Origin of the sequence: Pseudarthrobacter sp. CCNWLW207 (assembly GCF_037203945.1) — a bacterium.
GTDB lineage: Bacteria > Actinomycetota > Actinomycetes > Actinomycetales > Micrococcaceae > Arthrobacter.
The window spans coordinates 534,253-552,519 of the sequence record NZ_JBBCBS010000002.1 but is presented as its reverse complement, the minus strand read 5'-3'; the positions used below and the strand labels follow the sequence as shown (position 1 = coordinate 552,519).

Genomic DNA, 18,267 nt, shown 5'->3' with positions numbered 1-18,267 from the left:
AACCCCTAACCACCACCCAGCAGACAGGCCGGCAACCCGCCTCCCCCGGCGGCGCCGGCCTGTCTGCTTTTCACCTCGAGTTTTCACCGCGAGAGAGGACTCCCATGGCAACCCATGATGCCCCCGAAACCAGCACCGCCAAAGCGTCCAAGGCCCCGGCACCGGACGATCCCCGCAAGCCGGACAGTCCCACGGACGTCAACAAGCCATCCTGGAAGTACATCGCCAAAAAGACCTTGCGGGAGTTCTCGAAGGATCAATGCCCCGACCTCGCCGCTGCCCTCACCTATTACGCCGTGTTGTCCCTGTTTCCTGCGCTCCTGGCACTCGTCTCCCTGGTGGGTATCTTCGGCGATCCGGAAAAGACGACGGCGGTGCTGTTGGAGATCGTCCGGGGCATCGCCCCCGAGGACACTGTCAACACGGTGAGCGGCCCTGTTGAGGAACTTGCAGCTTCTCCGGCGGCAGGCCTCACACTGTTCCTCGGCCTGGCAACCGCTTTATGGTCGGCTTCCGGATATGTAGGTGCGTTCGGCCGGGCCATGAACCGCGTCTACGAGGTGGACGAGGGCCGGGCCTTCCTCAAACTGCGCGGAACAATGCTGGCAGTCACCCTGCTTGCGGTAGTCATCGTCGCCCTGCTGGCCGGCATGTTGGTCCTCAGCGGACCGGTCTCGGAAGCCGTTGGAGGTGCCATCGGGCTGAGCGGCGCCTTCCTCGCGGTGTGGAACATTGCGAAGTGGCCGGTAATCGTCGCGCTTGTCATCGTGATCATCGCCGTCCTGTACTACGCCACCCCAAACGTGAAGCAGCCCAAATTCCGATGGATGAGCATCGGGTCGCTGATCGCGCTGGTAATTTTCATTCTTGCGTCATTGGGCTTCGCCTTCTACGTGGCCAATTTCGGCAACTACAACAAGACATACGGGGCGCTGGGCGGCGTGATCGTGATGCTCCTGTGGCTCTGGATTCTGAACATGTCGCTGCTGTTCGGTGCGGAGTTCGACGCCGAGATGGAACGCGGTCGCCAGCTCCAGGCCGGCATCGAGGCCGAGGAGACCATCCAGCTGCCTCCGCGCGACACGAAAAAGAGCGAAAAACTGCAGAAACAGGAGGAGGAAGACATCCAGCACGGCCGCGAACTCCGCGAGCGTCACAGTGGTGACGCCCGCGACGGGGACGCTAATCGGCAGGGCTAGGCAGGGCCCCCATCTTGGAGGAAAATCGAAGAAGCAGATCCTGCCCAGGTTTCCCAGGCCATCCCTGGCCCGGGTATAAGGCGGGGTCGGCGGTGAGTTGGCCTCTTCTGAGACCGAGGCCAGTCCCCCCAGTCGCCGTCGGCCCCCTTGATCCTTTCCGTTGGGATTGCTTCCCGACTTCCCGCCGTCGCTGGCCCTGTTGACCAATGCCATCGCTGGCTACCATTGAAGAATCACCGGCGACATTCCGCCGCCGCAACAAGCCGTAGGGAGAATCACCATGGGTTTGGATGACAAGATTGAGAACACCGCCGAGAAGATGGGCGGAAAGGCCAAAGAGGCCGCAGGCAAGGCGACAGACGACGAGCGCCTCGAGGCCGAAGGACAGATGGACCAGTCCAAGGCGGACCTGAAGCAGGCCGGCGAGAAGGTCAAGGACGCCTTCAAGAAGGACTGACTCTTTCAACACCTGACCCACGGGCCGGGGCGGCAGGCAAAAGCCTGCTGGCCCGGCCCGGCTGTTTTATGGCCCGGCTATCCTTCCGCGGCTACTGCCGGTTCCAGGCCCAGCGCCAACAGATAGGCGCCAAAACCGTGCGGCGCCCGGGCATGGAGGCGGCCCGATGTCAGCACCCGGATGCTGTCAGTTGCCCTTACCCTGAACCCGTGGCGGCGCAGCTTCTGCACCAGCCCGCGGTCCTCGTGTGATCGCTGGCGCGGAAACCCTCCCACCAGTTCGTAGGCCGAGGCCCGTACGCCGAAACTCGCCCCGTAGACGTGGGCATGGTGCTCCTCAACGGGATGCCGGGCGTGCCAGCGCCGCAGGATCTCAGGGTCCATGCCGTCCGGGTCCGGCTCCACCGAGCCGAGTACGGCATCCGTACCGGCGTCCGCCAGCTCCACTTGGCGCTGCAGCCAGTTCACCGGAACGATGGAATCGGCGTCCGTGTTGGCCAACCATAGACTTCCGGGTGACGGCCGGGTAGCCAGCAGAGCCTCAATGCCTGCCCGACGGCTTTTCCCAACGCTCCGGAAGTCCACCTCCAGCACCCTGAACCTCGAATCGGCTGCCGCGAACCGCAGGGCGATCCCGCGGGAGCCATCGGTGCAGCTGTCCAGGACCACTATGATCTCGACGCCAACGTGCGGCCTTTCCGGATTCAGCGCGTTGGCTGCCGCCCGGACCCCACTGAGAGCCCGGGCCAGGTAGTACTCCTCGTTGTGGACCGGCACCACCACCGCAACCTGCCCGATACGCTCCATCTCACTGCTCCCCGGGCAAAGCAGCGGGACGGTCAGGCGATGCCAGGGATTCGGGAGCCACCAGGATCTCCAGCACAAAGTCGGGCTCCCGGTACAGGCCGGCCGCGGGCCACGCCAATCCGTTCCGGGCCAGCGTGTGGACGGTATCGCCGTCGAGCTCCCAGCCGGAGACGGGGTGCCTCCAGTGGCACATCACGAGGGTGCCGCCCGGCGCCATGGAGGCCTCGATACGTTCCAGGAGCAGCCCGAACTCGGCCGGAGACAGATAGTATCCCACCTCCGAAACCACTATCAGGTCATAGGTGCCCTCCGGCCACTCCCGGGGAAGAGTGAGTTGCCGGGTCCTCACGCCGGGATATGGAGCCAGCCGCCCCGCGGCACGCTCCAAGGCGGTGCTGCTGGCATCAACGGCCAGGAGGCTGGCACAGCGGTCCGCGAGGTCAACGGTGAGCGTGCCGATCGAGCAGCCCACCTCCAGCCCGGACCGGTAGTGTTCCTGGGGCAGGGCAGCCAGGGTCAACGCGCGCTTCCGGCGCTCGTACCAGCTGGTGGTGTACTGCCACGGATCCTCGGAAGCCGAATGGACCTCATCGAAGATCCGTTCGGCATCGGCACTGCTGTGAGGGGTGGCCGGACGGGTTGTGGCACCACGGGTTTCGCGGATATTTGCTGCCGCCGGCGTCCACGCGAAGGCTTCAAAGGGGCGGTCAAAGTGCCGGAGGAATTCTGCGCTCAGTAACGCTTCGTCCCCCGGGAGGGGCGACAGCGGGAGGACCTGGCTTGCGTGGGCGTGCATCGCCGCAGCCTTGGCCGCGTGTGTTGCCGGGTCCAGCGGCAGGCGGAACCAGGACTCCCACGCAGGGTGCGACGGCGCCGCCCACAACCAGTACCAGATGGGGTATTCCAGCAGTCCGTGGCCGCCGTCGCGCGCCACCTCTGCCGCGGCCGTTCCCAGGGCATCGTGGTCTGCGTGGCCGTCGCCGCGATAGGGGGCCACAATCACCAGCTGGTCCGCCGGGCCGGGGTGGTCACGCGTTGCGTCCCGGATCCCCGCCGTCATCGCATCCCGATGCCGCTCCAAACCGCTGTCCGGAAGCCCCAGGAAGCGCCAGTTTCCGGCGTGGCCCAACGCCGCCAGGGCCGCGGCAAACTCGTTGACGCGGGTAGTTCCCAACTGGCCCGGGGAAACCGTTTCGGAGTCGGGATGCGAGCCCTCCCCCGCGGTGAACAACAAAACTTCGACGTCGGCCCCGAGGCTGTGCAGCTGCGCCAGCAGGCCCCCGGCCCCCAGCGTCTCGTCATCGGGATGGGCCGCCAGGACCACGAACCTCAGGCCTGCCAGTTCATCCTGCCCCAGCGGCAGCCCGGCGAGGTCCGCCAATCCGCTGGCAGCCCAGGTGGCCTCGTCCGTGCCCTTGTCGGTGTGCGAAAAGCTCACCATGGCGGCTCCCCTTTCAAGGTCAGCGCCCCGAGCTGCGCGTCGTCCCGCTGGGCGTGGTGCTGGCGCACGTAGAGGGCCAGATCGGCCATCCGCTTGGCGTAGGGTTCGTCGAAAGCAAGTGGTGCCGGTCCCCGGTCACGGCTGACAAGGGCCAGGACGCGTTCGACGGCGGCCGCCACAGTACCGCGGACGCGCAGGGCTTCGCTCCACGGGCTCCGTTCCGCGCCCGGGCGCTGATCACCGCCGGACTGGAGGTGTTCATTGGCGGAGGCGGGTGGACCGCCGCCCGCGAGTCCGCCGTCGTCAATCAATGCTGCTGTCCCCGCCAGGTACTGGAGGGCGGACGTCAGGATGCGGTCAATCTCGCCCAGGCTGGCGAAGGCAATCTGGTCCGGTTCACGTCCTCTGCCCGCGGCGGCGCGCAGGGAGTCCCGGTAATCCCTGGACACGGCTACTGCTCCGCCCAGCCAGCACGCGGCCACGCCCATGCCGCCCCAGGCAAAGCCCGGACGGCTGAAGTACCAGCCGTCGCCGCCCAACTGCTCCGCAGGCACCTGGTTGAAGTGCACTGTCCCGCTGGGGATCTCCTGAAGTCCGCGGGCTATCCACGCCGGCTCGTCACACGTCACTCCGGGATGGTGCAGGTCCACGGCAAAGGCCGCTCTGCCACCCGCGTCCGTGTGCGCGGTAATCACTGCGTGGTCCAGCAGCGGCGCCAGGGAGCACCACGGTTTTGAACCGTCCAGGAGGACGCCGGCGTCTCCTGCTTTGGCCTCCAACCTGGCGCCTGGGCCCTCGGCGGCAAACACACCCCAGGCGCCTTCCACCGGGCGCAGATCCCTGCCTGACTGGGCAAGGATGGCCAGTGCGTCGAGGTGTGGCTCGAAGATCCGGCCGGCAGCAACGTCCACTGCGGCGACGGAGGCCAGCAGTTCCCAAAGCGCCGCGGTGTTGCCCTGTCCAGGCTGGGGCCATGTCCGTCCTGCGTCCCGGGCGAGCGACAGAAGTGCCGGCACGTCCCCCACCGCAGAGGCCACGGCATCGAGCAACCGGTCCTGGCCCGGGTGCGGGCCTGCAGTTGGCGGAACCGGCCCCTGCGCTTCCGCACGGGATCCGCCCCGTCCTGGTTCGCGGGGACCCGGTGGGAACGTGACGGCCCGCGGACGGCGGGCCTCTGCGGGGTCGGTCCGCGTGCTGGATTCCTTCATGGGCGCGAGCCTGCCGAAGCCTATTTGTCGGCCGCCTCGGTGACTGCGGCTGAGGGCGTCATCGTCTCGGCGTTCACCATCCAGGCAAGCTGCTCCAGGCGTTCGATGATGGCGTGGAGCAGGTCCGCGCTGGTGGGGTCCTCCTCATCCACTTCGTCATGTACATCCCGCGCAGTCTTGACAGTCCTTTCCAGCCTGGCCGTAACCAGCTTCACGGCGTCTTTGGTGGACGTCAGCCCGGCGGGGAACTCATCCAGCCGCGTGTCAGCGGAGACTGTTTGGCTCCGCCCATCGGGAAGGGCGTGCAGGGCACGCATCCTTTCTGCTGCCTCGTCCGCGAACTGGCGGGCTGCGGCGATGATTTCGTCCAGCTGCAGGTGGAGGTCCCGGAAGTTCGTTCCCACGATGTTCCAGTGCGCCTGCTTGCCCTGCATATGCAGTTCGATCAGGTCCGTGAGAACCAACTGAAGGTTACTGGCCAGAGTGGGTGACGCTTTCATCATTTCCTCCGCTGCAAGGGTTACGTACCGGCCGGGGATCCGGACGGAAACTCATTCTAAGCATACTTAGCAATTCTTCGGACAGCGCTTTCTGCCGGACAACCCGCTTCGGAGCACGGCTGTCAGCGAACCACTGCGAGCGCGAAGCCGTCCCATCCCTTGGAGCCGACGGTCTGGATCACGGTGGCATCAAGCCGCGGGTGGTTGCCCATCAGTTCCAGCGCGCCTACGATCCCTGGCGCGTTCACCGGGTCCAGGGACGTCTCCAGCACGGCCCCTTCCCACACGGCGTTGTCCAGGACTACCGTGGTGCCCGGACGGCCCAGCCGGACTGCCCACTCAAGGTAGTTGGAATCGTTCTCCTTGTCCGCGTCAATGAAGACAAAATCGAATGGCTCCTGGCCTTCAGCCTCCAATGCGGCCAAGGAATCCAGCGCGGGGCCGATGCGGATTTCCACCTTGTGGCCCACGCCGGCGGCGTCCAGGTTCGCCCTGGCCACCTCCGCATGTTTGGTGAGGTATTCGCACGTGACCAGCCGGCCGTCGTCGGGAAGTCCCTGGGCCATCCAGATAGTGCTGAAACCTGCCAGCGTGCCGATCTCCAAAACGCGGCGCGCGCCGGACACCTGTACCAGGAGCTTAAGCAGCTTCCCGGCGTTGGGGGTTACCTCAATCGGGGGCATCCCGGCGTCGACGGCGGATTGCACCGCCCGCTGCAAGGATCCGTTGGGATGGACCACCGTGTCGGTAAGGAAATCTTCGACTGCAATCCAGCCTGGCTGGGGCTTGTGCTCGAACATGGCCACAGTCTGGCATGGGGGCGGGCGCGGGTCCAGACATGCCTCCCAGCGTCCGGGGCGGGGCTGTATCTTGTGCGGTCCATTGAGCGTAGGCTCGAAATGAGAGCGCAATCCAAGGATTCGTGCGCAAGCATCCCGTCGAAAACGGGGCTTCGGCTCCAGAACGCCAGTTCGGGAGCGCCCTAGGCTGTGGCCCACCGCAGCCACTCCCGGCACCTCAGGGTTCGGGACCACCCAGAATCGAGGCTCGGCATGGCCTCAGAACATACATCCGCATCATCGGTGGAAGATCTTCAGGACCTGCTGCTGGAAAGCCAGGACTTCGAATCGTTCCTCCTGGACCTCACGCTTTACTCAGCCACATTGCTGGGCACGGACGCACCTATCCTGTGCGCCATCTCGGTTCAGCGCAACGGGAAGCCCTTCACTGTGGCCAGCAGTGATGCGCAGGCCCGCCTTTTGGATGAGCGGCAGTACGAGCTCGACGACGGTCCTTGCCTCAGTGCCTTGCGCACCGGGCATACGGTGCAAGTGGACGATCTCCGCACGGACCACCGATGGAACCGCTACTTTGAAGCCACCACGGGTACTGGTGTCAGGTCGGTGTTGGCAGTGCCCATCGACGCCGGCGAGGAAGCTTCGGCCGCACTGAACTGCTACGCACCCCGGGCGGCTGCGTTCGGGCCCGACACACAAGCCGCCATCGAGTGGTACGCCCAGTCCCTCTCCCGTCCGCTTCGCCTCGCCCTGCTGGTTCATCCTCCGCTTCAACAGCCGACCTACCCGGAAGAATTACGGGCCGCCCTTCGTTCCCGCGCCACCATGGACGCGGCCCTCGCCCTGGTCATGGCGCACACGCGCTCAAGCCGTGAAGCCGCCATTACCCTCCTGGAGGAAGCCGCCAGGACCAGGAAGGTGAGGCTTCCGGCGCTGGCCCTGGACATCGTCAGGGGCGCGGCCATCCCGGCCGCCTCACAGTAGGCCAAGCCATGCGGTCTATGCTGGAACCAGCGGCAGCGCTCGTATTCCTCCTGCCGGACCAACGGCAACCAGGAGACCACCCGTAATGCGCAGAGAGTCCGTGACCGGCGAACTTCAGGCGGTCTTCGCGCGCGTTTCCGGCCTGTTGCTCACCGAACACGTTGCAGGGCCAGCGATCGCAAAGATTGCCCAGGCCGCGTTTGAAAGCATCCCCGGCAGCGTCGGGGCCGGAGCCACCCTCATTGATGCCCAGGGCCGTCCCACCAGCCGGGCTTCCACCAGCACACTCGTGGAAGAAGCGGACCAGTTGCAGTACGAACTCGGCCAGGGCCCATGCCTCGCGGCGTGGGCAGGAGCCCTAACCATCCGGGTGGATAACGCCGCCACGGAAACGCGCTGGCCCAGATGGAGCGAAGCGAGCGCTCAGCGTGGCCTGGTGTCCTGCCTAAGCGTCCCCCTCCTCCTCCCCGGAGGCAACGGAACGGGACCGGCCCAAGCCATCGGCGCCCTGAAGGTCTACGGCAGCCACCCCAACGCCTTCGACGCCGGCAGCGAGCACCTCCTCGAACTCCTCGCCACCCCCGCAGCCGTTTTGCTTGCCAACATCCAAGCGCATGACAGCGCCGAGCAACTCAGCGCTGACCTCAAAAAATCCCTGCACAGCCGGAGCGTGATCGACATGGCGAAGGGGGTGCTGATGGAGCGTCTGAACCTGGACGAGCGCGCCGCGCTGCGTGCCCTGACTGACCAGTCACGCCAGGAAGGAGCTCCGCTCTTCGCAGTCGCACTCAACGTGCTTGACCGCCCCGCAGAACCTGACCACGAACGGCCATGAACGTTGACGAGACTGCCGAGGAGCAGCGGGAACGGACGGCGGCGGCATACCGCCAGGCCGGCCTGACCCTTGAGTCACTGTGGTTGCATTACTTCAGCATCGGCGGCGACGCAGGTGAGCTGGAAATCGACGCCTACTTGAACAGGTCCTACATGCTCCGGCCCGTTCAACGCGACCTCCTGGACCACGCCGTCCACGAACTGGATGGCCACTGACTGACAGCCTGGTGGGGAGCCAAGGGCTCACGCGTCCTTTGCGAGCGCGCCTTCCAGCCGGTTCACCTTGGCGGTGAGTTCCCCTGAATAGCCGGGCCGGATGTCCGCCTTGATGACCAGGGAGACCCTGCTGCCGAACTGCCCAACGGCCTCGGTAGCCCTTTTCACCACGTCAAAGACTTCATCCCATTCACCCTCGATGGTGGTAAACATGGAATCCGTCTGGTTGGGAAGCCCCGACTCCCGGACGATTTTCACCGCGGCGGCAACGGCGTCGTGCACTGAGGCGTCGGTGGGGCGGGAACCGCCAACCGGCGTGCCGGACGGAGCAACAGAGAATGCAAGCAACATACAGCCAGTCTGCCACGGCAGCGGGACGCCGAGGAGGCTCCCGCGTTCCCGTCCACGTCACATAACCGCCTACCCTCCAGTAACGGTGATCGCCCCGGGCTCCGTTGCTAACCTGATCGCATGAGCATCGCAGTCGCCCGAAAACCACTCCGCGCAGACGCAGCGCGCAACGTGGACAAGATCATTACGGCGGCCCGGCAATGCTTCCAGGAATTCGGTCCGGAAGTGCCGCTGCAGACCATCGCCACCACGGCCGGCGTCGGACCGGCAACCCTCTTCCGCAACTTCGCGGACAAGGAAGAACTGGTACTGGCCGCCCTTAACCGCCAGCTCAGGCTGACAGTGGATCCCGTGATCGACGACGCCCTGGCGGACATTGATGCAGCCGCCGGACTGTTCCGGGTCATCGAGGCGATCATGGCCGCAGCCAGCACCGATGCGAACCTGCTCGGCGCCGTAGCCGGGCGGCGACAGCTCCTGACGGGCATCACCGGCTCCCTTATCGATTCCATCGGCGTCCTGCTCGGACGCGGGCAGGGACAGGGCACGCTGCGCCCTGACATCTCCATGACGGACATCTTCCGGCTGCTCGCCATGCTGATCGGCGTCGTGGACACGATGGAGCCTGGTTCCGATGCCTGGCGCCGCCCCGTGGCCCTCGTCGAGGACGCAATCCGCTCCGAACGGCCGCATCGGCCTCTTCCTGCACACGTTCCCTTGCCCGCAGCCCAACTGACCGGCGACCGGCTGTCCGGCGAATACCTCCCGGGACGCCGGTTCAGCTAGGCGGGCAGCGGGCCGTTAAGCGCGCACCGTCGGTAAAGAGCGCCGTAGGCGGCCCATTGTGGGCATCCAGTCGTTGGAATAGACTCAAGTGGGGTTACGCAGCCAGCCTCTGAATTCCCAGATGGAGCGACCCATGAACAGTTTCCTGCGTACCCGATCCGACGAAATCACGCCACGATGAACAGTTCACAGCTGTCCCATTTCATCAATGACCCCCGCGGACCGGAAGATGTACTTCCGCACCTTTCCGCCGAGGAACTGGCAAACCTCCTGGACGCACTGTTCCAGAACCTCGACACGGCCACCCCGGAATTCGGCGCCCAGGTCTGGTACGAACTCGCCGTTGAAGAATGCGGCCGCCGGGCCGGCTCGGTCGATGGCGCGGCCCACGGCGTAGCCTGACTGCACAGGAGTGCACACACTGCCGGCCCGCGGGTCAGCGCGGACACCGCGGGCACGGCGCTAATCCCCGATTCCTCTAGCTATCGTCCTTCTTGCTTTCGTCCTTCTTGCTTTCGTCTTCGGGCGAAGTCTGAGGGTGTGTGTCGGAATGGGGAGTATGTTCCTTAGCTTCACGCAGGTGCTGCTGGAGCTTTTCCTCGGCTTCCCGCCGGCGGCGCGCTTTGTCGCGAAGTTCCCGGGTGGCCTCGGAACCGCTGGAGTCAATGTAGGCCGGTCGCACCTTGGGATGGTTACCGGTGGTCGCGGCTTCGGCACCATCATCCTGGGCCGTAGCTTGCGGCTGATCGTTCATGATGTTCCTCCTTCGGGCCGCCTGGCTGGATGGCGGCCCCTCTTCAGTGGACCATACATCCATCCCGAAAGGGTCAATCGTTAAGCGCTGACTCGCGGTTGCGCAGTTCGTGGCGCAGGGCTGCACGCAGGGCCGAGATATCGGGCTCATGCCCCAAATCCAACGCCATGGTGATGCGCTCAGAGAGCATTTTCAGGTCCGAGGCAGGAACATCTGATAACGACCTGAAGCGCGAAAAGAACCTCTTCGCGGGCAAGCCCGCACGTCGTCTGGACGCCACTTTGGGTGGCGTCCCGGATCTGTTGCCGGCTATATACAGTGGATTTTCCATGGTCACCGCTTAAACAAGAAAGGTCCATGGCCAACTGCATAGCCAAGCCCATAGTACCGCCGCTGTGTTCCGCGTCACCATAGGCAGGCGCAACGCGAGGCGCGCGTCAGTTCCAGCCAATGAGCCGAAGGCCGGCGGCAGCCCCGGCACCGACCAGCACCACCAGCAGGAACGGTGCCCGGAAGGCCAGGGCAACCGCTGCCGCCACGAGCGCACCCAGCCTCGCATCGGCCGCCAGGTTTTGCCCGGACGCTACTGCATTGACCACCGTCAGTGAAGCGAGCAGGCCGATCGTCATGGTGCCTGCCACGCGCGACATGCGGGGATCTTTCAGGAGCCTCGCAGGCACAAAGTAGCCAACCAGCTTCCACGCATAGGCAAGGGCACACGCCAGCAGCAGCCAAGTCCAAAGGTTCACGCGTCCGCCTTCGTCGGGCCGGCCGGGCCAGCCGGGCCAGTAGGGCCAGCCGGGCCGGTAGGGCCGGCCAGGCCGGTAGGGCCAGTCGGGCCAGCCGGGCCGGTAGGGCCTACGGAGTGGTGACCGCCGTGGTGGCTGTGATGATGTTCCGCGTACGGATCTACGTCGGGTTCCAGGCCCTCGTCGCTGCGGCCGTGACTGAACCAGCCGATCACGGCCGCAACCACGGCAGCGACCAGGATGGGCACCCCGGCCGGCACGAACGGTACCGCGAGGACGGTCGCCAGGGCACAGACGACCGCGATGGCTACCGGCTCCCGGCCTTTCAGCCGCGGCCACAGGAGGGCCAGGAAAGCTGCGACGGCCGCTCCATCCAACCCCCATTGCTTTGGATCGCCGAGCCCCGCCCCGGCAAGGGCGCCCACGGCTGTGAAAAGATTCCACAGGACATAGATGCCGATCCCTGCCGCCCAGAAGCCCCGTAACTGCTCAGCAGGATCGGTCTGGCCGGTGCTGGTGGCTGTCGACTCGTCGATGGTGAGCTGCGCTGCCACATATTTGCGCCAGCCCGTCGGGTGGAGGAGCGCGTTGAGCTGCATACCGTAAATACCGTTGCGCATCCCCAGCAGGGTGGCTGCGCTCATAGCCGCAACGCCGGATCCGCCGCCCGCCACTACTCCTATGAACGCGAACTGGGAACCTCCGCTGAACAGCAGGAGGCTCAGCGCCATGGTCTGCCAGAAGTCCAGGCCCGAGGTGACAGACAGGGCGCCAAAGGAAACTCCGTAGAGTCCCGTAGCGATGCTGATGGACAGCCCCACCCGGACTGCCGGGGATGCCAGGAGTTTCCTCAACTGGGCCGCCGTCCGGCGTTCCGCAGGCTCCAGGCCCACAGAATCAGCGGCATCTGCAGTGGCAAACGGGCCATGTGCACTGCGCGCTGGGTTGATGAACCCTCCGGGCGGCAGGCGCGCCGGACGGCGTCCACGTGGCCTGCCACGAACATGCCGAAGAGAGCCGCGACGCCGGTGGTCGTGGTGCGTCGCGTTGCGGGGATGAGAAGGCCGACGGCGGCGCCCGCCTCCACGAGGCCGCTGAGCGCGATCCACTCCTCCCGCGTCATCACGGCGAGTGGCCGTGCGGCGGGCGGTGCGCCGGCAGCCGGGGTGTCGCCGTCGTCGCGGCAGAGATAATCCGGAACCACCTGGCGAAAGAAGCCGGGATCGCGGAAGTGTTTCATGGCGCTAGCCATGAGCAGCGCGCTCAGGGCTGCCGCAGAGAGTGCATGGGTGGCGGTGCTGGACCGATGAACGGCGCCGGGCCAGTGAAAAGGCATGGTTCCACTCAACCACAGCCCCGTCCGGCCTATGAACCGCGGCTTGGGACGCGTGGGCCGGCGACTGAACAGGTCGGCGGCCGAACCGGTTGGCAGCTTCAGCTGGCCATCACCCGCCCGCCTAAAGCTGGGCCAGCACCCGCGCGGGCATGTTCGTGGTGATCTCGTGGATGCCCAGTCCTTGGCAAAGCGCCACGTCCCGTTCGGAATCCACCGTCCATACGCGGAAGCGCCGGCCGGATTCCAGCCAGCGCTGCACGGTGCGGGCATGATGGCGGACATAATCGATGCCCGGCCCCGCCAGCCTCACTTCGCAGTCGTCCAGGATGCGTTCGCCTTCCAACTGCGCGGCCTTCATAACATTGGCGATGGCGCTGCCTGTCAGTACACCCAGGCCTAACTCCTCACGGATTTCATCAACATCAATTTCGTCCACCAACTGGCAGATGAATTCCGCGGGAACCGTGCGGAGCAGGTGCTTCACCGAATCCGGGCTGAAGCTCATGAACGTCACCCGCACGTTGTCCACCGATGAGGTCCCAGGGTCCCAGCCTTCACTCCGAAGAACGCTCAGGACGCGGTCTTCCAGCTTGAGCTGGTAAGGGCTCGGGTGCTTCAACTCTATGGCCAGGCCCACGGGCCGCCCAGCGGCGCGGAGGATACCCAATAGCTCAGCCAAGGTGAGGAACTGTTCTGACCGGGCTCCGTATTTCTCGGGAATCCGCACGCCCTTCCACGACGAGAAATCCAGGAGCCTCAGCTCCTGGAGCGTGCGGTCCGCAACCGGCCCGGTGCCGTCGGAGGTGCGGTCCAGATTCGCATCGTGGAGCAGGACCACGTGTTGGTCCCGCGTGAGGTGGACGTCGCACTCAACGCCGTCGGCGCCGTCGGCCAATGCCTGGAGGTACGCAGCGCGGGTGTGTTCGGCAAAGGCGGCACTGGCGCCCCGGTGGGCAAAGACCAGGGGCCGGTGGGGTACTGACTCGTCGGTGGCCATGCTGACACGGTAGCCGACCCGGGGATCGTATGCGGGACTAGGCTTGGCACATGCAGGTGAACTCTGAGCCAATTACCCGGCAGAACCCCACCCGGCCCGACGTGCCCGCCCCAGGGGGCGCCGCCGTCGTCGGCCATCAACTCAGCGCCGGTGACGCCGAAAAGGCGGCAGCGCTGCGGAAAATGAAGCTTCTGGCACTTGGCCTGCTCATCGCCATGGCGGTTATTTTCGTGTTCGCCTTCGCTTTGCAGAAGGAGTATCCGTGGCTGCAGTACGTCCGGGCTGCTGCCGAAGGCGGCATGGTGGGTGCGCTGGCCGACTGGTTCGCCGTTACGGCGCTGTTCAAATACCCGATGGGGATCAAGATCCCGCATACGGCCATTATTCCCCGGCGCAAGGACCAGATCGGGGCGTCGTTGGGTGAGTTCGTGGAGACCAATTTCCTCTCCGAGCAGGTGGTGCAGGAAAAGCTTGCGAGCGTGAACATTGCCAGGAGGGCCGGCGAATGGCTCGCCTCTCCCGGCGGCCCGGAGCGTGTGGCCAAGGAGGGTGCCGCTGTCATCCGCGGCGCCTTCAAGGTGTTGAACGACGACGACGTCCAGGCGGTTATCGAGGGAATGGTGCGCAAGCATTTGCTGGCACCGCCGTGGGGACCTCCCGTGGGACGGATGGCGGAGCGGATCTTCGCCGACGGCCACCACCACAAACTGGTAGACCTGCTGGTGGACCGTGCCGCCGACTGGGTGGACGACAACCACGAAACCGTCACCCGGCTCGTCTCGGACCGTTCACCCACCTGGGTTCCGCAGTTTGTGGACGGGCTCGTGGGAGACAAGGTTTATGTGGAGATCCTCAAATTCACCCGTGCCGTTCAGTCCGATCCCAACCACCAGGTGCGCCAGTCGATCGACAAGTACCTCAACGACCTCGCGCAGGACCTCCAGCATGATCCCGCAATGATCGCGCGGGCGGAGGACATTAAAGCGCAGGTCCTCGGAGATCCGGAGGTCCGCGAACTGGCCTCCCGGACCTGGGGCACAGTGAAGAACGCGCTGCTCACGGCCGTGGACGATCCGGACAGCGAACTGACGGTGAAGTTCAAGGCAGCCGTCCGTGACTTCGGCTCGCGCTTGGTCAACGACGCCGAACTGGCCGGGAAGGTCAATGCCTGGATCGGCGATGCGGCGGGCTATCTGGTCCGGACGTACCGTTCGGACATTGCGGGCGTGATCACCGATACCGTGGCGCGCTGGGATGCCGAAGAAACGTCACAGAAGATCGAGCTCCAGGTGGGCAAGGACCTGCAGTTCATCCGGATCAACGGCACCGTGGTGGGGTCCCTGGCCGGGCTCGCCATCTTCAGCGCGGCGCATTTGGTCTTCGGCTGACCCGCCCCTGGCCCAGCCGGAAACCCGTCTCGAGGTTCGAGTAGCGGGGTCGGGGGTTATCCACATAGGTCATGTGCTGGGCTGTTTTTGTTGGCGGGTCGCTGGATGATGGGGGTATGGGGATCCCGGGTGTTGACGAGGCGGTGGAGGCTTTCGAGGCTGCTGCTGCGGAGTTTGCTGCCTTTGTGCGCCGGGGGCTGGATGGCCGGGGTTCCCAGACGGATTCCGGGACGGGTTCCGGGATGGGTTCCGGGGGTGGTGATCCTTTGCGGGGGCAGGCGGATGCTTGCTTGGACGGGCTGGGCGGTTCGGTCCGGGTGGACGCGATGGTGGCGGCGTTCAGGGTGCGCCTTGCCGCCGCGTATGCGGGGAAGGCTGCGGCCCTGGACGGCCCGGTCAGGAGCCCTGGGGAACACACGGCCCAGGAGATGGGTGTGGTGTCCGAGGTCGCGTGTGCGCTGACGGTGAGTGAACGCTCGGCTTCGGCGCTGTTGGCGCAGGCCCATGAACTGACCACTGCCCTGCCGCTGACGCTGGCAGCGCTGCAGTCCGGGGACGTGTCGTGGCAGCACGCGCGGGTTATGGTCGATGAAACTACCGGCCTGGACCCCGCCGGGGCGGCGGCGTTGGAGGCCCGTTTCCTGGGCCCGGACGTTCCGGACCGGGTGCGGGAGTGCCCGGCCGGTGAGCTGGTCCCGTCCCGGTTCCGGCACAAGGCCAGGACCTGGCGGGAACGCCACCACCCGGTGAGTATCGAAAAGCGCCATGCCAGGAGTGTGTTGGACCGGCGGCTGGAGTACGTCCCGGACCGGGACGGCATGGCCTGGCTTTCGGCTTACCTGCCCGCGGACCGGGCGGCCGGGATCTGGAACGGCATCACCGCCGCCGCCCGCACCCTCCAGGGCCCGGCCGAGACCCGCACCATGACCCAGCTCCGCGCCGACATCGCCGCCAAACTGCTCCTCAGCGGCGCCGCGGGCGATGAAACAACGGCTGACGGCGGCCCCGCCGATGAGTCGACGGGCCGGGTCCCGTCGCCGGCGGCGCAGGTCCTGGTGACCGTGCCGGTGTTCGCGCTCATGGGCCTCACCGACGAACCAGCCACCCTCGATGGGTACGGGCCGATCCCCGCGTCGATGGCCCGCAACCTGGTCGCCGACGGCGCCGGCTCGTTCCACCGCGTCCTGACCGACCCCCGGAACGGGGCGCCCCTGGAGATCGGCCGCCAAAGCTACCGGGTTCCTGCCGCGATGCGCCAATGGCTCCGGATGCGGGACGGCAAATGCCCCTTTCCCGGCTGCAACAACCAGTCCCTGGACAACGAAGCAGACCACCTCCTGGCCTGGGCCGACGGCGGCACCACCGGCATCAGCAACCTCGGCCAGCCCTGCCCCAAACACCACCGGCTGAAACACACCACCGCCTGGACACCCACCGCAGCGAGCATCGACAAACCACCCGGCTGGACCTCACCCACCGGACGCCACTACCAAAGCGAACACCAAGACTGGGAACCACCCTGGCTACCTGCCCAGATCCTCGGCCCGATCCCGGACCAAGGACACAACCCCGCCGGGCCCGATGAAGCCCTGCCCGGAGAGGGCCTGCGTTGAGATGCCCTGCGTCGAGACGTCCTGCGTCGAGATGTCCTGCCCATAGGCGCCCGGCAATATGAGGTCCTGCCCGGAGAGGGCCTGCGCTGAGACGTCCTGCGTTGAGATGTCCTGCCCATTGGCGCCCGGGCACGGTGATGCCCTGCGCTGGGACGTCCCGCCCGAACATCTCTTGCCTGAGAGCTAATGCCCGAGGAAGTGCTCCGGCATGTAACTCTGTCTGAAGCTCCCCGAATTACGCGAACGACTCCAACTGCACACCAGCGGCTTCGAGGCCTGAGCGGACGCCCGCGGCCATTTCGACTGCACCTGGAGTGTCGCCATGGATGCAGAGCGAGTCGGGCCGGACCTGAACTACTGTCCCGTCCACGGCCACCACCTCGCCTTTCACGGCAAGGCGCACCGCGCGCTCAACAATCGAGTCGACGTCGTGCAGCACGGCACCAGCCTGCGAGCGCGGCACCAGCGTGCCGTCGGCCTGGTACGCGCGGTCCACAAAGGCTTCCACAAAAACGGGGTGGCCAGCGTCCTTGGCCTGGATCAGCAGTTGCGAGCCCGGCAGGCCCAGAATGGGCAGCCCGGGGTCATAGGCCTGAATGGCAGCAACCACGGCCGATGCCTGCTCTTCATCGTGTACGAGGCGGTTGTAGAGGGCGCCGTGCGGCTTCACGTAATCCACCGACGCCCCGACGGCGTGCGCAACCCCGTCCAAGGCGCCCAGTTGGTAGAGGACGTCACCGAAAAGCTCGTCAAAGGACATGTCCAGGGAGCGTCGGCCGAAGCCTGCCAGATCCCGGTAGCCAACATGGGCCCCCACGGTGACGTCCAGTTCGAAGGCGGCGCGACAGCTGTCCAGCATGGTGACAGGGTCTCCGGCGTGGAAGCCGCAGGCAACGTTGGCGCTGGTGACCAGGCGGAACATCGCGGCGTCGTCCCCCATGTTCCAGGAGCCGAATGATTCGCCAAGATCAGCGTTGAGGTCCAAGGTTGTTGCCTTCCAGAGTGAGGTTGTCCGGGCCCGCGCCGGTGGCTTTGAGCTCCCCTGGAATCGTATCCGGCATCGGCCCGAAAGCCTCCTTGGCATTCGCCACCACGGCCCGCCCCATCATCAGGTTTCCTGCTCCGCCTACCACGGCACCGATGCCGAATGGCAGCGCCCGGCCGAACAAGGCCGTGCCTTGGCGCTTCAGCAGGCTCTTCAGGAACGCCTTCTGGATCCTGCTTCGGACGGCGCCGAAACCGGAGCCCGGGATGGACTTCGAGAGCACGTTCCCCCACGCCTTGGTGGGACTCGCACCCCTGCCCATCGCCTGGCCGCTTAGCGTGCCGAGCAGTGCCGTCCCCTCCTCGCCCAGCATGATGGCCATGACCATGGTGCTGGCCTTTTCCGGGTTGGTCAGGCGGATGCCGTGAAGTTCCGCAAGCGACGTCGCGTAGAGGGCTGTGGCCTCGAGGAAACCGACAGTAGCGGCAGCAGAAAGTCCAAGCGAAGCGACGGTTCCGACTCCGGGCACAACGGCCGTCGCGCCCACGATCGCCCCGCCGCCGGTGACCGCCGCGAGGTAGTCGCGTTCAATCCGGACGGCCAACTGTGCCGCGGACGCGTGGGGCTGTTTGCGCTGCACTCGGCGGATGTAGGCCAACACCAGTGGCCGCTGGATCTCCACCGCCCTCAGAAGCACGTTGTGCACCCCTGGTTTCGGCTTTCCTTCGGCGTCGAACACCGCGTTGTGGGCGGTTTCCTGTGCGATCCGCACGGCGGGATTGCTGCGCTTGGCCATGGTCACCTCTGCTTTCGTCCGCGGCAGCCTTCGCTGCCGTACCTAAATACTAAGGTTGCTTAACACTAGG

22 protein-coding genes are annotated in these 18,267 nt (G+C 65.9%); 9 read left to right on the top strand and 13 right to left on the bottom strand.

Annotated elements, in window-relative coordinates:
* Nucleotides 1-104: 104 nt before the first annotated feature.
* Complete coding sequence (locus tag V9L17_RS05650) at nucleotides 105-1,199, top strand: YihY/virulence factor BrkB family protein (RefSeq protein WP_337345604.1); 1,095 nt, start codon at nucleotides 105-107, stop codon at nucleotides 1,197-1,199.
* A gap of 280 nt (nucleotides 1,200-1,479) precedes the next feature.
* Nucleotides 1,480-1,656, top strand: a complete 177-nt coding sequence (locus V9L17_RS05645) for a CsbD family protein (protein ID WP_337345603.1) — start codon at nucleotides 1,480-1,482, stop codon at nucleotides 1,654-1,656.
* 77 nt (nucleotides 1,657-1,733) lie between these two features.
* On the opposite strand, the gene V9L17_RS05640 is transcribed toward V9L17_RS05645, so the two are convergent.
* The 5 genes from V9L17_RS05640 to V9L17_RS05620 form a co-directional block, all read right to left on the bottom strand.
* A complete protein-coding gene (locus V9L17_RS05640) occupies nucleotides 1,734-2,462 on the bottom strand; it encodes a glycosyltransferase (protein ID WP_337345602.1) in 729 nt (242 codons plus the stop codon).
* Nucleotide 2,463: 1 nt separating this feature from the next.
* Nucleotides 2,464-3,903 (bottom strand): bifunctional PIG-L family deacetylase/class I SAM-dependent methyltransferase, encoded by a 1,440-nt coding sequence (locus V9L17_RS05635; protein WP_337345601.1) that lies wholly within the window; start codon nucleotides 3,901-3,903, stop codon nucleotides 2,464-2,466.
* On the bottom strand, nucleotides 3,897-5,111 hold the full coding sequence (locus V9L17_RS05630) for a hypothetical protein (protein ID WP_337350764.1): 1,215 nt from the start codon (nucleotides 5,109-5,111) through the stop codon (nucleotides 3,897-3,899). Before V9L17_RS05630 ends, V9L17_RS05635 begins: the two co-directional genes overlap by 7 nt.
* Nucleotides 5,112-5,131: 20 nt before the next feature.
* Entirely contained in the window at nucleotides 5,132-5,611 is a 480-nt protein-coding gene (locus V9L17_RS05625) for a Dps family protein (protein ID WP_337350780.1), read from the bottom strand.
* 122 nt (nucleotides 5,612-5,733) lie between these two features.
* Nucleotides 5,734-6,411 (bottom strand): O-methyltransferase, encoded by a 678-nt coding sequence (locus tag V9L17_RS05620; RefSeq protein ID WP_337350763.1) that lies wholly within the window; start codon nucleotides 6,409-6,411, stop codon nucleotides 5,734-5,736.
* Nucleotides 6,412-6,663: 252 nt separating this feature from the next.
* Between V9L17_RS05620 and V9L17_RS05615 the strand changes: the two genes are divergently transcribed.
* The 3 genes from V9L17_RS05615 (at nucleotide 6,664) to V9L17_RS05605 (ending at nucleotide 8,442) form a co-directional block, all read left to right on the top strand.
* The gene (locus V9L17_RS05615; RefSeq protein WP_337350762.1) at nucleotides 6,664-7,392 is read left to right on the top strand and encodes a GAF and ANTAR domain-containing protein; all 729 of its coding nucleotides are present in this window, start codon (nucleotides 6,664-6,666) and stop codon (nucleotides 7,390-7,392) included.
* Nucleotides 7,393-7,477: 85 nt separating this feature from the next.
* A complete protein-coding gene (locus V9L17_RS05610) occupies nucleotides 7,478-8,227 on the top strand; it encodes a GAF and ANTAR domain-containing protein (protein ID WP_337350761.1) in 750 nt (249 codons plus the stop codon).
* Nucleotides 8,224-8,442: a hypothetical protein gene (locus tag V9L17_RS05605; protein ID WP_337350760.1), complete on the top strand. Its 219-nt coding sequence runs from the start codon at nucleotides 8,224-8,226 to the stop codon at nucleotides 8,440-8,442. Before V9L17_RS05610 ends, V9L17_RS05605 begins: the two co-directional genes overlap by 4 nt.
* Nucleotides 8,443-8,469: 27 nt before the next feature.
* On the opposite strand, the gene V9L17_RS05600 is transcribed toward V9L17_RS05605, so the two are convergent.
* Entirely contained in the window at nucleotides 8,470-8,793 is a 324-nt protein-coding gene (locus tag V9L17_RS05600) for a thiamine-binding protein (protein WP_337345594.1), read from the bottom strand.
* Nucleotides 8,794-8,913: 120 nt separating this feature from the next.
* On the opposite strand from V9L17_RS05600, the gene V9L17_RS05595 reads away from it, so the two are divergent.
* Both V9L17_RS05595 and V9L17_RS05590 read left to right on the top strand, forming a co-directional pair.
* Complete coding sequence (locus V9L17_RS05595) at nucleotides 8,914-9,579, top strand: TetR/AcrR family transcriptional regulator (RefSeq protein WP_337345593.1); 666 nt, start codon at nucleotides 8,914-8,916, stop codon at nucleotides 9,577-9,579.
* A 177-nt stretch (nucleotides 9,580-9,756) separates the two neighbouring features.
* Nucleotides 9,757-9,981: a hypothetical protein gene (locus V9L17_RS05590; protein ID WP_337345592.1), complete on the top strand. Its 225-nt coding sequence runs from the start codon at nucleotides 9,757-9,759 to the stop codon at nucleotides 9,979-9,981.
* Nucleotides 9,982-10,057: 76 nt separating this feature from the next.
* Here V9L17_RS05590 and V9L17_RS05585 read toward each other — a convergent pair whose 3' ends face one another.
* The 5 genes from V9L17_RS05585 to V9L17_RS05565 all read right to left on the bottom strand — a co-directional run bounded on the left by V9L17_RS05585 (nucleotide 10,058) and on the right by V9L17_RS05565 (nucleotide 13,415).
* Nucleotides 10,058-10,333, bottom strand: coding sequence for a hypothetical protein (locus tag V9L17_RS05585; RefSeq protein WP_337345591.1), 276 nt, complete (start codon nucleotides 10,331-10,333; stop codon nucleotides 10,058-10,060).
* 437 nt (nucleotides 10,334-10,770) lie between these two features.
* Entirely contained in the window at nucleotides 10,771-11,082 is a 312-nt protein-coding gene (locus V9L17_RS05580; protein ID WP_337350759.1) for an AzlD domain-containing protein, read from the bottom strand.
* A complete protein-coding gene (locus V9L17_RS05575; RefSeq protein WP_337350758.1) occupies nucleotides 11,079-11,975 on the bottom strand; it encodes an AzlC family ABC transporter permease in 897 nt (298 codons plus the stop codon). The genes V9L17_RS05580 and V9L17_RS05575 overlap by 4 nt, the downstream gene beginning before the upstream one ends.
* On the bottom strand, nucleotides 11,933-12,418 hold the full coding sequence (locus tag V9L17_RS05570; protein ID WP_337350757.1) for a DoxX family protein: 486 nt from the start codon (nucleotides 12,416-12,418) through the stop codon (nucleotides 11,933-11,935). The genes V9L17_RS05575 and V9L17_RS05570 overlap by 43 nt, the downstream gene beginning before the upstream one ends.
* Nucleotides 12,419-12,539: 121 nt before the next feature.
* Entirely contained in the window at nucleotides 12,540-13,415 is an 876-nt protein-coding gene (locus V9L17_RS05565; protein WP_337350756.1) for a glycerophosphodiester phosphodiesterase, read from the bottom strand.
* 50 nt (nucleotides 13,416-13,465) lie between these two features.
* Here V9L17_RS05565 and V9L17_RS05560 point away from each other — a divergent pair, with 50 nt between their 5' ends.
* On the top strand, nucleotides 13,466-14,803 hold the full coding sequence (locus tag V9L17_RS05560) for a DUF445 domain-containing protein (protein WP_337350755.1): 1,338 nt from the start codon (nucleotides 13,466-13,468) through the stop codon (nucleotides 14,801-14,803).
* Between the two features lie 116 nt (nucleotides 14,804-14,919).
* A complete protein-coding gene (locus V9L17_RS05555) occupies nucleotides 14,920-16,416 on the top strand; it encodes an HNH endonuclease signature motif containing protein (protein ID WP_337350754.1) in 1,497 nt (498 codons plus the stop codon).
* 235 nt (nucleotides 16,417-16,651) lie between these two features.
* Here the strand turns inward: V9L17_RS05555 and V9L17_RS05550 are convergent, their stop codons facing one another.
* Nucleotides 16,652-17,401, bottom strand: coding sequence for a LamB/YcsF family protein (locus V9L17_RS05550; protein WP_337350753.1), 750 nt, complete (start codon nucleotides 17,399-17,401; stop codon nucleotides 16,652-16,654).
* The gene (locus V9L17_RS05545; protein ID WP_337345583.1) at nucleotides 17,385-18,197 is read right to left on the bottom strand and encodes a hypothetical protein; all 813 of its coding nucleotides are present in this window, start codon (nucleotides 18,195-18,197) and stop codon (nucleotides 17,385-17,387) included. The genes V9L17_RS05550 and V9L17_RS05545 overlap by 17 nt, the downstream gene beginning before the upstream one ends.
* Nucleotides 18,198-18,267 lie beyond the last annotated feature (70 nt).